Source organism: Streptomyces sp. NPDC048671 (assembly GCF_055587045.1).
On record NZ_JBVJHB010000009.1, the window covers coordinates 14,806 to 29,173 of the forward strand.

The following is a 14,368-nucleotide window of genomic DNA, read 5'->3' on the forward strand; positions in this document are numbered from 1 at the left end:
ACAGCGGCGACGGGCCACTGTTGACAGCGGCCGGGGCCGCTGCGATCTTGAAAATCCTGTGGGGCGACGGGCGCTTCGGCCCGTCCGGGGGAGATGGGGGAACAGTGGACGAGAACGTACGGCTTCCGGGCCCGCTGGTCGGCACCGACTGGCTCGCCGAGCGGCTGGGCACGCCCGGTCTGCTGGTGCTCGACGCCTCGGTCGGCGCGCACCGGGACGCCGGGCAGCGGATTCCGGGCGCGCGGCCGTTCGACATCGACGGTGCGCTCTCCGACCACACGGTCCCGCTGCCCCACGCGATGCCTGAGCCCGCCCGGTTCACCGAGGAGCTCCGCTCCCTGGGCCTGCGCACCGGTGACACCGTCGTCGTCTACGACGGGGCGGGCGTCTACTCCAGCCCCCGCGCCTGGTGGATGCTCCGCGCGATGGGCTTCGACCGGGTGGCCGTGCTCGACGGCGGTCTGCCCGGCTGGGCAGGCGCGGGCCTGCCGCTGGAGAGCGGTGCGCCGGTGGCCGCCGCGGAGCGCGGTGACTTCACGGCCGCGCCGCGCGCGGGCCTGGTCGTCGGCGCCGGCGAGGTGGCGCGGGCGCTGGCCGACCCGGCGGCCGCCGTGTTCGACGCCAGGTCCCGGGAACGGTTTCTCGGTACGGCCCCCGAACCGCGTGCGGGGCTGCGCGGCGGCCATATGCCGGGGGCGGTCAGCCTGCCGTTCGGCGAGATCCAGTGCGAGGGCCGGATGCGCCCGGCGGCCGAACTGCGCGCCGCGTTCGCCGCCCCGGCGGGCGACCGCGAGCGCCTGTTCTTCAGCTGCGGATCGGGCGTCACCGCCTGCGTCCTGGCGCTGGGGGCGGAGCTGGCCGGATACCGCGACACGGCGGTGTACGACGGTTCCTGGAGCGAGTGGGGACTGCCCTCGGAGCCGCGCCCCGTCGTGACGGGACCGGAGAGGGAGAGCGCCTGACAGCGGGGAGCGGCCGGCCGGTCCGTGTGCGGCTCACCGGCACCCCGTACCCGGCCCGCCGCGGTGCGCCCTCCGGCACACCGCGGCGTCGCCGTCACATCACCCCACGTACGCCCCGCTCGCCGTCAGCCGCAGTGCCGTGTCGATCAGCGGCACATGGCTGAACGCCTGCGGGAAGTTCCCCACCTGGCGCTGGAGCCGCGAGTCCCACTCCTCGGCCAGCAGGCCCAGGTCGTTGCGCAGGGACAGCAGCCGTTCGAAGAGCTGGCGGGCCTCGTCGACCCGGCCGATCATCGCCAGGTCGTCCGCCAGCCAGAACGAGCACGCCAGGAACGCGCCCTCGTCGCCCTCCAGACCGTCCACACCGGCGTTCTCCCCGGTGGTGGGGTAGCGGAGCACGAAGCCGTCCTCGGTGGACAGCTCCCGCTGGATCGCCTCGATCGTGCCGATGACCCGCTTGTCGTCGGGCGGCAGGAAACCCATCTGGGGGATCAGCAGGAGGGAGGCGTCCAGCTCCTTGGACCCGTAGGACTGGGTGAAGGTGTTGCGCTCCTTGTCGTACCCGCGGTCGCAGACGTCACGGTGGATGTCGTCGCGCAGCTCGCGCCACTTCTCCAGCGGCCCTTCCGCGTCCCCGGCCTCGATCAGCTTGATCGTCCGGTCGACCGCCACCCAGGCCATCACCTTGGAGTGCACGAAGTGCCGGCGCGGCCCGCGCACCTCCCAGATGCCCTCGTCCGGCTCCTCCCAGTGCTTCTCCAGGTACTCGATCAGCTTGAGCTGGAGGCCGGTGGCGTAGTCGTTACGGGCCAGCCCCGTCATGTGCGCGAGGTGCAGCGCCTCGGTGACCTCGCCGTACACATCCAGCTGGAGCTGGCCCGCCGCGCCGTTGCCGACCCGGACCGGGCCGGAGCCCTCGTAACCCGGCAGCCACTCCAGCTCGGCCTCGCCCAGCTCCCGCTCGCCCGCGATCCCGTACATGATCTGCAGGTTCTCGGGGTCGCCCGCGACCGCCCGCAGCAGCCACTCGCGCCAGGCACGGGCCTCGTCGCGGTAGCCGGTGCGCAGCAGCGAGGAGAGCGTGATCGCGGCGTCGCGCAGCCAGGTGTAGCGGTAGTCCCAGTTGCGGGAGCCGCCGATGTCCTCGGGCAGGGAGGTGGTGGGCGCGGCGACGATGCCCCCGGTCGGCGCGTACGTCAGGGCCTTCAGGGTGATCAGCGAGCGGACCACGGCCTCGCGGTAGGGCCCGTGGTACGTGCACTGGGCGACCCACTCGCGCCAGAAGTCCGCGGTCGCCTCCAGCGAACCCTCCGGGTCCGGCAGCGCGGGCGGTTCGTGGTGCGAGGGCTGCCAGCTGATGGTGAACGCGATCCGGTCACCGGGGGCGACGGTGAAGTCCGAGTACGTCGTCAGGTTTTCGCCGAAGGTCTCGGCCGTGGTGTCCAGCCAGACCGAGTCGGGGCCCGCGACGGCGACCGTACGGCCGTCCACCTTGTGCACCCACGGGGTGACCCGTCCGTAGCTGAACCGCATGCGCAGCTCGGAGCGCATCGGCACCCGGCCGCTGACTCCCTCCACGATCCGGATCAGCTGCGGTGCGCCGTCACGCGGCGGCATGAAATCGGTCACCCTGACCGTGCCGCGCGGTGTGTCCCACTCCGATTCCAGGATCAGTGAGTCACCGCGGTACCGGCGGCGGTCGGCGGAGGGCGGTTCCGCGCCCTCGGCGCGGGCCGGTCCCAGGCGCCAGAAGCCATGTTCCTCGGTACCCAGAAGTCCCGCGAACACGGCGTGTGAATCGAAGCGGGGCAGGCACAGCCAGTCGGCTGTACCGTCCCGGCAGACCAGGGCTGCGGTCTGCATGTCTCCGATGAGTGCGTAATCCTCGATGCGCCCGGCCACGTGCATCTCCAGTCGAACGGCCATGTCGCCCCGTAGGGCGCTTACTGCGGGTCAAGAGGTCGTTGCTAGGGGTTGAAGTGGGGGAATCTGCAAGCTCATACCTCGCCCTGGGCGAGTGTCCGAGCAGGATACGACGCACCTGGGTGATCCGCGCGACGGTCTTGGGAAGAGAGATGAGCCGAACGGGTGTGGCGTGAAAGACCTGCGGTGATCGTGTGTGGCGACTGTGCCGGGTGTGGCCGGAAGCAGGCTCCCCTCGTCGCTGATACCCTGGTAGCCCGTGGACCGGTGGTCGTCTGGCGACAGCAGACGAGGCCCCCGAACCGCAGCGACGGCGCCTCCGGAAATCTCCGGACGGCAACGCCGGAACGCACCTCACGATCGCGACCACGGGAGCCCCCTTTGGCTATGCAGCCCACATCCACGACGACCAAGCACATCTTCGTCACCGGGGGTGTCGCCTCTTCCCTCGGCAAGGGTCTGACTGCCTCCAGCCTCGGCGCCCTGCTCAAGGCGCGCGGCCTTCGGGTCACCATGCAGAAGCTCGACCCCTATCTGAACGTCGACCCGGGCACGATGAACCCCTTCCAGCACGGCGAGGTGTTCGTCACCAACGACGGCGCCGAGACCGACCTGGACATCGGCCACTACGAGCGCTTCCTCGACGTGGACCTCGACGGTTCCGCCAACGTCACCACCGGCCAGGTGTACTCGCAGGTCATCGCCAAGGAGCGGCGCGGCGAGTACCTCGGCGACACCGTGCAGGTCATCCCGCACATCACCAACGAGATCAAGCACCGCATCCGCCGCATGGCCACCGACGACGTCGACGTCGTCATCACCGAGGTCGGCGGCACGGTCGGCGACATCGAGTCGCTGCCGTTCCTGGAGACCGTCCGTCAGGTCCGCCACGAGGTGGGCCGGGACAACGTCTTCGTCGTGCACATCTCGCTGCTGCCCTACATCGGCCCGTCCGGTGAGCTCAAGACCAAGCCGACCCAGCACTCCGTGGCGGCGCTGCGCAACATCGGTATCCAGCCGGACGCGATCGTGCTGCGCGCCGACCGCGAGGTGCCGACCGCGATCAAGCGCAAGATCTCGCTGATGTGCGACGTCGACGAGGCCGCCGTGGTGGCCTGCCCGGACGCCAAGTCGATCTACGACATCCCGAAGGTGCTGCACTCCGAGGGCCTGGACGCCTATGTGGTGCGCAAGCTCGACCTGCCGTTCCGGGACGTCGACTGGACGATCTGGGGCGATCTGCTGGACCGCGTCCACAACCCCGACCACGAGGTCACCGTCGCCCTGGTCGGCAAGTACATCGACCTGCCCGACGCCTATCTCTCGGTCACCGAGGCCATCCGGGCCGGCGGCTTCGCCAACAAGGCCCGCGTCAAGGTCAAGTGGGTCGCCTCCGACGACTGCAAGACTCCGGCGGGCGCCAAGAAGCAGCTCGGTGACGTCGACGCCGTCTGCATCCCGGGCGGCTTCGGAGAGCGCGGTGTGATCGGCAAGGTCGGCGCCATCCAGTACGCCCGTGAGAACAAGGTGCCGCTGCTCGGCCTCTGCCTCGGTCTCCAGTGCATCGTGATCGAGGCGGCGCGCAACCTCGCCGAGATCCCCGACGCCAATTCCACCGAGTTCGACGCGGCCACCGCCCACCCCGTCATCTCGACGATGGAGGAGCAGCTCGCGTACGTCGAAGGCGCGGGCGACCTGGGCGGCACCATGCGGCTCGGCCTCTACCCGGCGAAGCTCGCGGAGGGCTCGCTGGTCCGTGAGGCTTACGACGGCCAGCCGTACGTGGAGGAGCGCCACCGCCACCGCTACGAGGTCAACAACACCTACCGCGCCGAGCTGGAGAAGAAGGCCGGTCTGGTCTTCTCCGGCACCTCCCCGGACAACAAGCTCGTCGAGTACGTCGAGTACCCGCGCGAGGTCCACCCCTATCTGGTCGCCACCCAGGCTCACCCGGAGCTGCGCTCCCGCCCGACCCGCCCGCACCCCCTGTTCGCGGGCCTGGTGAAGGCGGCCGTCGCGCGCAGGACGGGCGCCGCGGCCGAGGGCACGCCGGGCAAGTAACGGCGCCCCCACAGGCGTTACGGTTGACCGGGGTACACGTCCTTCGAGGACGGGTACCCCGGTCACTGTTTTTTGTGGGAGGACGTAGATGCGTTTCCAGGACATGCCCGAGGAGTGGCCGGTCACCGCGACCGAGACTCCTTTCCGGGGCAACAAGACCAGCGTCCGCACCGATGACGTCGCCATGCCGGACGGCACGGTCGTGCGCCGCGACTACCAGGTCCACCCCGGCTCGGTCGCCGTGCTCGCACTGGACGACGAGGGCCGCGTCCTGGTGCTGCGCCAGTACCGCCACCCGGTGCGCCACAAGCTGTGGGAGATCCCGGCCGGACTGCTCGACATCCCCGGTGAGAACCCGCTGCACGCCGCGCAGCGCGAGCTCTACGAGGAGGCGTACGTCAAGGCCGAGGACTGGCGGGTGCTGACCGACGTCTACACCACGCCGGGCGGCTGCGACGAAGCCGTACGGATCTTCCTCGCCCGGAACATCTCCGAGGCGGACGGCGAACGTTTCGAGGTCTCCGAGGAGGAGGCCGACATGGAGCTGGCCCGGGTGCCGCTCCAGGAGCTCGTACGCGGGGTGCTCGCCGGGGACCTGCACAACAACTGCCTGGTGGTGGGCGTGCTGTCGCTCGCCGCCGTGCTCGCGGGCGACGGGGCCGAATCGCTGCGGCCCGCCGAGGCGCCCTGGCCCGCCCGCCCGTTCGAGGCCTGACGGGCCGTCGGGGTTCCGGGAGGACCGGGGGAGCCGCCGCCGCACGGCCGCCCCTCGAACCGCCCCGGACCCCCTCGGACCGTCCCGGATCACCCCCGATCGGAAAAGATGCTGATCCGATCGGGGGACGTACCCGCCGCGCTCCACCGGATTCGCCCACCCGCCTGAACTACGCTCGGAATGCCCTGACCGGAGTCCCGGCGGGCGACGCGTGCAGCGAAGTGGAGCGTGGCCCGTGACGGATCAGGCGGTGGACACCAGCGGCCCGGCCGAGGCAGCGGGGACCGAGGAGCCGGATGCCGTCGAACCGCCTCAATTCTTCGGGCGCGAGCGCGAGTTGAAGGAGCTCCGGGCCGACATCGAACGGGCCGGACTGGACACCATCGCCGGGCGCAAGAGCGGCCGGGCCCGAGTCCTGCTGATCGCCGGACGCCCCGGTTCCGGCCGCACCGCGCTGGCCGGTGAACTCACCCGGCGGCTGCTCGCCACCGGCGACTACCCCGACGGCCTGCTCCGCGTCCGCCTCACCGAACCGGGCGGCGCCCCGGTCCCCACCGAACGCGCCGCCCGGGACCTGCTGGGCCAGCTGGACGTGGTGGGCCCGCCCGGCGCGGACCAGGACGAACTGTCCGAGATGGTGCGCGAGGCCCTCGCCGTACGCCGGTCCCTGCTGCTGATCGACGACGCGCCGGACGCCGAACAGGTCGATCCGCTGCTCCCTGACAACCCGGACTGCCTGGTCGTCGCCACCGCGCGGGGCCCGCTGACCGGCATCCCCGGCGTCCGGCCCTGCACCCTCGGCGGACTGGAGGCGGGCCCGGCGGTCCAGCTGCTCGCCCGCACCATCGGACAGGTCCGCATCACCGTCGATCCGCGGACCGCCGAGACGCTGGCCGAGGAGTGCGGGGGACAGCCCGCCGCACTCGTCATGGTCGGGGGCTGGCTGGCCGCGCACCCGACGGCCTCGGTGGCCGACGTCACCAAGCGGCTGCGGGAACTGCCGGACGACGCCGAGCAGTCCACCGGCGCCCGCCCGCTGGCCCGCGCCTTCCGGCTGATCCACGACTCACTGCCGCCGACCGCCGCCCGGATACTGCGACTGCTCTCCCTCGCCCCCGCCGGACTCGCCGACGCCCACACCGCGTCCGCCCTGGCCGGCTGCTCCGTCTCGGCCGCCCAGACCACGCTCGACGACTTCGTGCGGCTCGGGGTGCTGCGCGGTGACGGGGCCGGCCGGCCGCAGTACGAGGTGCCCGGCTGTCTGGCCCCGCTGCTGCGGGTGCTCCTGGAGGACCGGGACCGGCCGGCCGAGATCCAGCTCGCCCAGGCGAGGATGCTGGAGCGGACGGTGCGCCGGCTCCAGTCCTGCCGGGCGGTCACCGAACCCGAGGGCTCCCCGGCCCGGCGCAGACTAGCCGGGCTGCCGCGCTCCCTGCGCTTCCCCGGCCCCGATGCCGCCGCCGAATGGCTGCGGATCCGCCGCCCCGCACTGCTCGCCTCCGCCCGGATCGCCGTGCAGGACGGTGAACTCGACACGCTGGCAAGACGGTTGGTGGCCGCACTGGTACGGGCGCTGGCGGTGCACGAAGGCACCGAGGCGGCCGCACCCGAGCTGTACGGACTGCACGGACTGGTGCTGGCGGTCGCCGAACGGCGCGAGCTGCCGCGCGAACGTGCGGCGGCCCTGCTCAACCTCGCCGACCTGGACGCCGGGACCGGCCGGACCCGGGAGGCGCTGGCCCGCTACCGGGCCGCGCTGGATGCCGGACGGGCCGCGAAGGATCTGTACGCCACCGGACGCGCGATGGAATCCGTGGGCGGCGCCTATGCGGAGCTGGGGGACTTCCACCGGGCCTCCGACTGGTACGGCCGGGCGCTCGCCCAGCGGCTCACCCAGGGCGAGAAGGCCGATGAGGCGCGGCTGTACGGGCGGCTGGGCACCGTCCACACCTACTCCGGGCGGTACGGCGAGGCGCTGCGGAACTGGCGGGCCGCGGCGGCCGGCTACCGCAGGCTCGGCGATCTGCCCGCCCAGGCGCGGGCGCTCAGCGAGGTCGCCCGGGTCCAGGAGTACGCGGGCCGTCCGCAGGAGTCGCTGCAGACCTGCCGGGAGGCCGTGGAGTGGGCGCGGCAGGCCAAGGACGTACGGCTGCAGGCCGCCCTTGAGCTGCGGCTGGCCGACACGCTGGACCGGCTCGGTGACCCGGCCGCCGCGGGGCTGCACCGGGGCGCGGCCGACAGATTGCTGGGCGAGGAGAGCGCAGCCTACGAAATCCGTAGTGGGTCGACGAAAAATTAATGCTTTGTAAGGCTAGACAGCGGGAAGCCCTTCATTAGACTGGCTCTGCCGCGGGTGTTCGCGGTGTCTCCATTTACGCTGCGTATATGCGGGTATGTATCGCTGTGCCCGGGTAACCCTCTGAGCCAAGGACCGTGATCGACGTGAAGGTCGGCATCCCCCGCGAAGTCAAGAACAACGAGTTCCGCGTGGCGATCACGCCTGCGGGTGTGCACGAGCTCGTCCGTCACGGCCACCAGGTCGTCGTCGAGGAGAGCGCCGGGGCCGGCTCCTCCATCACGGACGAGGAGTACGTCGCCGCCGGGGCGCTGATAGTGCCCACCGCCGACGAGGTCTGGGCCACCGCCGACCTGCTGCTGAAGGTCAAGGAGCCGGTCGCCGAGGAGTACCACCGGCTCCGCAAGGGCCAGACCCTCTTCACGTACCTGCACCTCGCCGCCTCCCGTGCGTGCACGGACGCGCTGCTGGAGTCCGGCACCACCGCCATCGCCTACGAGACCGTCGAGACCGCGAACCGCGCGCTGCCGCTGCTCGCCCCGATGTCCGAGGTCGCCGGCCGGCTGGCCCCGCAGGTCGGCGCGTACCACCTGATGCGTTCGGCCGGCGGCCGCGGTGTGCTGCCCGGCGGCGTCCCGGGTACGGCCGCCGGGCGGGCCGTCATCATCGGCGGCGGCGTCTCCGGCTGGAACGCCACGCAGATCGCCGTCGGTCTCGGCTTCCACGTCACGCTGCTCGACAAGGACATCAACAAGCTCCGCGAGGCCGACAGGATCTTCGGCACCAAGGTGCAGACGGTCGTCTCCAACGCTTTCGAACTGGAGAAGGCCGTCATCGAGGCGGACCTGGTCGTCGGTGCCGTGCTGATCCCCGGCGCGAAGGCCCCGAAGCTGGTCACCGACGAGCTCGTCGCCAAGATGAAGCCCGGAAGTGTACTTGTCGACATTGCAATTGATCAGGGTGGTTGCTTCGAGAGCTCCCGCCCGACGACGCACGCCGATCCGACCTTCATGGTTCACGACTCGGTCTTCTACTGCGTCGCCAACATGCCGGGCGCGGTGCCGAACACCTCTACGTACGCCCTCACCAACGCGACGATGCCCTACATCGTGGAGCTCGCGAACCGCGGCTGGGCCGAGGCGCTGCGGCGTGACGCCGCACTGGCCAAGGGGCTCAACACCCATGACGGGCAGGTCGTTTACCGCGAGGTGGCGGAGGCGCACGGCCTCGACCACGTCGAACTCAGCACGCTTCTCGGCTGACGGAACCCATCTCCAGGCGGGCTCGGGAGGGGTTCATCTCCGCTTCCCGTCAACCTCGTGCGTCCGGCCGGACCTTGCCGAGCAAGGTCCGGCCGGACGTGTGTCCGCGCTCCCACGGGACCCGCGCAACTCGCCTCGAACGTAACCCTTTAACCGATTCGTGCACCCGTGAAAAGTGCCCCAGGGGGGCTGTGCACCCTTGACAGAGGGGTGTTCGATTGCCGACACATCGGGCCGGGTCCGGCGGATTGTGTTGCTGCGGACCGGTGACACGCCATAGAGTCGCCAATCGTCGGCATGGTGCCACGCTGACCTATCGATAAGTTTCCTGGTCACGTCCAAGGAGGTAAGACGACTTGTGAATGAGTCGACATTTACTCCCGGGGGTGTTCATCCAGGGATGCCTGCACGGGGCCAGAGCCCGATCGGGCTGGAGGCTGTCGGCTCCGTCGCTGTCCGCACCTTCGCCACCCACCAGCACATGACGACAGCCCCCCAGATGATGGACGGCCTACACGTGAACGCCATGGCCGGCAACGAGAGTGGCCGGGACACCGCCCACCTCGCCGACTTCGACCAGGTGCCCCAGGGGCGCTTCTACGACCCCGACGCCGAGTACGAGCCCGATCCGGAGTACGCGGCCACTCTCGCGCCCGACGCCGCCCGGCAGCGCCGTGAGCGGGTCGGCCCGACCGGCCGGCCCCTGCCCTACTTCCCGATCCCGGGCCCGCTGACCGATCACGGCCCCGCGAAGATCATCGCGATGTGCAACCAGAAGGGCGGCGTCGGCAAGACCACGTCGACCATCAACCTGGGTGCCGCGCTCGCGGAGTACGGACGGCGTGTCCTGCTCGTCGACTTCGACCCGCAGGGAGCCCTGTCGGTCGGTCTCGGCGTGAACCCGATGGAGCTCGACCTCACCGTCTACAACCTGCTCATGGAGCGGGGAATGGCGGCCGACGAGGTCCTCCTGAAGACCGCCGTGCCCAACATGGACCTGCTGCCGAGCAACATCGACCTGTCGGCAGCCGAGGTCCAGCTGGTCAGCGAGGTCGCGCGGGAGTCCACCCTGCAGCGCGCCCTGAAGCCGCTGATGGCCGACTACGACTACATCGTGATCGACTGCCAGCCCTCGCTGGGCCTGCTCACCGTGAACGCCCTGACGGCCGCGCACAAGGTGATAGTGCCGCTCGAGTGCGAGTTCTTCGCCCTGCGAGGCGTGGCGCTGCTCACCGAGACCATCGAGAAGGTCCAGGAGCGGCTCAACCCGGAACTGGAGCTCGACGGCATCCTCGCCACCATGTACGACTCCCGTACGGTGCACAGCCGCGAGGTCCTCGCGCGCGTCGTCGAGGCCTTCGACGATCACGTCTACCACACCGTCATCGGGCGCACGGTGCGCTTCCCGGAGACCACGGTCGCCGGCGAGCCCATCACCACGTACGCGTCCAACTCGGTCGGTGCCGCCGCCTATCGCCAGCTCGCCAGGGAGGTGCTCGCCCGGTGTCACGCCGAGTGAGTCTGCCGGGGGCCGACGAACTGTTCCGTACCACCGGGGGGATGGGGCTGCAGTCCTCGTCCCCCGCGGAACGGCGGCGCAAGGCGAACGGCGAGGCCCGGGTGCCCGCACCGGCCGCAGGCGAGAGCGGTTCCGGGGCCGACGCTCCGGGGACGGGCTCCGAGGCTCCCGCGGCAACGGCTCCCGCCACGCAGGAGGAGCACTCCGCGGCCAGGGCCGACGCGGGCGACTCGCGCAGCCGCGGCGGTGAGAGCGACCGTATGGCGGCCGCCGCGCAGGCCGGACGCCGTCCGCAGCCGCCGTCCTCGCAGGAGCCGGTTCCCGCACCCGTCGTCCAGCAGCAGCGCAGACGCGGTGGCGGGCGCGGCGCGAACCGGCGGCCCAGCGGCCGGGAGCGCCACGACGAGAAGATCACGGTCTACGTCTCCGCCGAGGAGCTGATGGATCTCGAACACGCGCGGCTGGTGCTGCGCGGCGAGCACGGGCTGGCCATCGACCGCGGGCGGATCGTCCGTGAGGCGGTCGCCGTCGTCCTCGCCGACCTGGAGTCGCGGGGCGACGCGAGCATCCTCGTACGGCGGCTGCGCGGCCGCTGACGGGCGCGGCGCCGGTAGCCTGCCCCGGAGGGCGGGCCGCCGTCCGTCGCCCGTGTCCCGCCGCACCCTGGATCCTCATGCCCTCACCCGACGAGCCCGCCCGCACCTCCCGCCGCCCGCTGGGCCGCGGGCCGGGGGGCGGGCCCGTGCCCGGACGGGCGGGGAACGGCGACGGGGCGGAGACGGAACTCCCCGCCCCGCCCCTTTCCGCCGAAGCCGGCGAAACGCTCCCGGAAGCCCCGGACGACGCCCCGGAGCCCCTGGACACCCCGGCCCCCGCGATCGAGATCACCGTCCCCGCCCCCATCCCCGCCGCCCCCGCGGCCGACGACGGTCGTTTCACCGTTCGGCTGTCGAACTTCGAGGGGCCGTTCGATCTGCTGCTCCAGCTCATCTCCAAGCACAAGCTGGATGTGACCGAGGTCGCCCTGTCCGAGGTCACCGATGAGTTCATGGTCCACATCCGGGCCATGGGGCCGGACTGGGACCTGGACCAGACCACCGAGTTCCTCGTCGTCGCGGCGACCCTCCTGGACCTCAAGGCCGCCCGGCTGCTGCCCACCGCCGAGGTGGAGGACGAGGGGGACCTGGCGCTGCTCGAAGCCAGGGACCTGCTCTTCGCGCGGCTGCTGCAGTACCGCGCGTACAAGCGCATCGCCGAGATCTTCAGCGCCCGCCTCGAATCGGAGGGCCGCCGCTTCCCCCGTACCGTCGGGCTGGAACCGCACCACGCGGAGCTGCTGCCCGACGTCGTGATCAGCATCGGGGCCGAGGGCTTCGCCCGGCTGGCCGTGAAGGCGATGCAGCCCAGACCCCGGCCGCAGGTCTACATCGACCACATCCACGCCCCGCTGGTCAGCGTGCGCGAGCAGGCCGGGATCGTGATGGACCGGGTGCGGGAGGCGGGGGAGATCAGCTTCCGGGAGCTGACCGAGGACGCTCCGGACACCCTCACCGTCGTCGCGCGGTTCCTCGCGCTGCTGGAGCTCTACCGGGAGAAGGCCGTCTTCCTGGACCAGGACGAGGCGCTGGGGGAGCTCATGGTGCGCCGGTCCGGGGAGCAGGGGGCCGAGCCCATCGTGACGGACGAGTTCGACCGGGAGACACCGCACGTGCGGGACGAGCAGCAGGGTGTGAAGGCATGAGTGAGCAGGACGTCACCGGATCCACCGTCGCGGACCTCGACCTCAAGCCCGCCCTGGAGGCCGTCCTCATGGTCGTCGACGAGCCCGCCACCGAGGAGCACCTGGCCAAGGTGCTGGAGCGGCCCAGGCGGGCCGTCGCCGGCGCGCTGCGGGAGCTGGCCGACGAGTACACCGCGCAGCGCCGCGGCTTCGACCTCAGGCTGGTCGCGGGTGGCTGGCGGTTCTACACCCGCCCGCGGTACGCGGCGGCGGTCGAGGGCTTCGTCCTGGACGGCCAGCACGCCCGTCTCACCCAGGCGGCGCTGGAGACCCTCGCGGTGGTCGCCTACCGGCAGCCGGTGAGCCGTTCGCGGGTCTCCGCGGTGCGCGGCGTGAACTGCGACGGGGTCATGCGGACCCTGTTGCAGAGGGGGCTGGTGGAGGAGGCGGGCGCGGAACCCGAAACAGGTGCGATCCTGTACAGGACGACGAACTACTTTCTGGAGCGAATGGGCCTGCGTGGCCTGGACGAGCTCCCGGAGCTCGCGCCCTTCCTCCCAGAGGCGGACGCGATCGAGGCTGAGACGCTAGAGGGTGTGCCGTCGTTCGATCCGGACGCACCGGACACCCCGGATACCCACGCAGACGACAAGACGGAATTTTGATGCGAAGCAGTGGCAGGAACAGCGGAAGCGGCAGCGGCGGCGGCAGGAGCGGCGGCAGCGGCGGCAACCGGAGCGGCGGCAACAGCGGCGGCAGGAGCGGCGCGGGCAGCAGTGGCGGCGGCGGGAGCGGTGCCGGCGGCAGCAGTGGCGGCGGCGCCAGGAGTGGTGGCGGCAGGAGCGGCAACCCCAATCCCCGGGTCTCCGGATCCGGTCGCGAGGACAAGGACGAGCGCCCCCGCCGTCCCAGGCCCGAGGAGCGCCGCTACGACGTCGGCAACGACAAGCCGGGCGGCGACGGCGGCACCCGCAAGGGCCGCGGCGCGGCGGCCCGCGGCGGCGCCAAGGGCGGCCCGAAGGCACCGACGGGCGGCTCCAGGAGCACCGGCCGGCGTGCCCCGTACGGCGCCCCGGCCCGCCCGCGCGAGCTCGACGCCAAGATCGAGCAGCGCAACCGCGACAGGTACGCGGACAAGCCCGAGATCAAGACGCCCAGGACCAACCCGGGCGCCGAGGAGGAGGGCGAGCGCCTGCAGAAGGTGCTGGCCCGTGCGGGAATGGGCTCGCGCCGCTCGTGCGAGGAGCTGATCGACCAGTCCCGCGTCGAGGTGAACGGCGAGATCGTCGTCGAGCAGGGCAAGCGCGTCGACGTGAACAGGGACGAGATCAAGGTCGACGGCCTGACCGTCGCCACCCAGTCGTACCTCTTCTTCGCGCTGAACAAGCCGGCCGGCGTCGTCTCCTCCATGGAGGACCCGGACGGCCGCCAGTGCCTCGGCGACTACGTCACCAACCGTGAGACGCGTCTCTTCCACGTCGGCCGGCTCGACACCGAGACCGAGGGCCTCATCATGCTCACCAACCACGGCGAGCTGGCCCACCGTCTCACCCACCCCCGGTACGGCGTGAAGAAGACCTACCTGGCCGCCATCCAGGGACCGCTCCCGCGCGACCTGGGCAAGCGGCTCAAGGACGGCATCCAGCTGGAGGACGGGTACGCCCGCGCCGACCACTTCCGCGTCGTCGAGAACACCGGCAAGAACTACCTGGTCGAGGTGACCCTCCACGAGGGCCGCAAGCACATCGTCCGCCGGATGCTGGCCGAGGCCGGCTTCCCGGTCGAGCGGCTGGTGCGGACCGGGTTCGGGCCGATCCCGCTGGGCGACCAGAAGTCGGGCTGGCTGCGCCGGCTCACCAACACCGAGGTGGGCATGCTGATGCGCGAGGTCGGTCTGTAGACCACCCGCA

At 71.4% G+C, this 14,368-nt stretch carries 11 protein-coding genes; 10 read left to right on the plus strand and 1 reads right to left on the minus strand.

What is annotated here, in order from left to right:
* Nucleotides 1-104 precede the first annotated feature (104 nt).
* On the plus strand, nt 105-962 hold the full coding sequence (locus ACZ6S6_RS18990; RefSeq protein WP_469706305.1) for a sulfurtransferase: 858 nt from the start codon (nt 105-107) through the stop codon (nt 960-962).
* A 99-nt stretch (nt 963-1,061) separates the two neighbouring features.
* On the opposite strand, the gene ACZ6S6_RS18995 is transcribed toward ACZ6S6_RS18990, so the two are convergent.
* Nucleotides 1,062-2,864: a glycoside hydrolase family 15 protein gene (locus ACZ6S6_RS18995; RefSeq protein WP_362965598.1), complete on the minus strand. Its 1,803-nt coding sequence runs from the start codon at nt 2,862-2,864 to the stop codon at nt 1,062-1,064.
* 408 nt (nt 2,865-3,272) lie between these two features.
* Between ACZ6S6_RS18995 and ACZ6S6_RS19000 the strand changes: the two genes are divergently transcribed.
* The 9 genes from ACZ6S6_RS19000 (at nt 3,273) to ACZ6S6_RS19040 (ending at nt 14,358) form a co-directional block, all read left to right on the plus strand.
* The gene (locus ACZ6S6_RS19000; protein ID WP_362965554.1) at nt 3,273-4,946 is read left to right on the plus strand and encodes a CTP synthase; all 1,674 of its coding nucleotides are present in this window, start codon (nt 3,273-3,275) and stop codon (nt 4,944-4,946) included.
* Nucleotides 4,947-5,034: 88 nt separating this feature from the next.
* Complete coding sequence (locus ACZ6S6_RS19005) at nt 5,035-5,661, plus strand: NUDIX domain-containing protein (protein ID WP_469706306.1); 627 nt, start codon at nt 5,035-5,037, stop codon at nt 5,659-5,661.
* 235 nt (nt 5,662-5,896) lie between these two features.
* Nucleotides 5,897-7,960, plus strand: coding sequence for a tetratricopeptide repeat protein (locus tag ACZ6S6_RS19010; protein ID WP_469706307.1), 2,064 nt, complete (start codon nt 5,897-5,899; stop codon nt 7,958-7,960).
* Between the two features lie 143 nt (nt 7,961-8,103).
* A complete protein-coding gene (gene ald / locus ACZ6S6_RS19015; RefSeq protein ID WP_469706508.1) occupies nt 8,104-9,219 on the plus strand; it encodes an alanine dehydrogenase in 1,116 nt (371 codons plus the stop codon).
* Between the two features lie 400 nt (nt 9,220-9,619).
* Entirely contained in the window at nt 9,620-10,738 is a 1,119-nt protein-coding gene (locus tag ACZ6S6_RS19020; protein ID WP_362965559.1) for a ParA family protein, read from the plus strand.
* Entirely contained in the window at nt 10,735-11,334 is a 600-nt protein-coding gene (locus ACZ6S6_RS19025; protein WP_362965601.1) for a hypothetical protein, read from the plus strand. The genes ACZ6S6_RS19020 and ACZ6S6_RS19025 overlap by 4 nt, the downstream gene beginning before the upstream one ends.
* 77 nt (nt 11,335-11,411) lie before the next feature.
* Nucleotides 11,412-12,479, plus strand: coding sequence for a segregation and condensation protein A (locus ACZ6S6_RS19030; protein WP_469706308.1), 1,068 nt, complete (start codon nt 11,412-11,414; stop codon nt 12,477-12,479).
* Nucleotides 12,476-13,123: an SMC-Scp complex subunit ScpB gene (scpB, locus tag ACZ6S6_RS19035; protein WP_469706309.1), complete on the plus strand. Its 648-nt coding sequence runs from the start codon at nt 12,476-12,478 to the stop codon at nt 13,121-13,123. Before ACZ6S6_RS19030 ends, scpB begins: the two co-directional genes overlap by 4 nt.
* The gene (locus ACZ6S6_RS19040; protein WP_469706310.1) at nt 13,123-14,358 is read left to right on the plus strand and encodes a pseudouridine synthase; all 1,236 of its coding nucleotides are present in this window, start codon (nt 13,123-13,125) and stop codon (nt 14,356-14,358) included. Before scpB ends, ACZ6S6_RS19040 begins: the two co-directional genes overlap by 1 nt.
* The last annotated feature ends 10 nt before the right edge of the window (nt 14,359-14,368 follow it).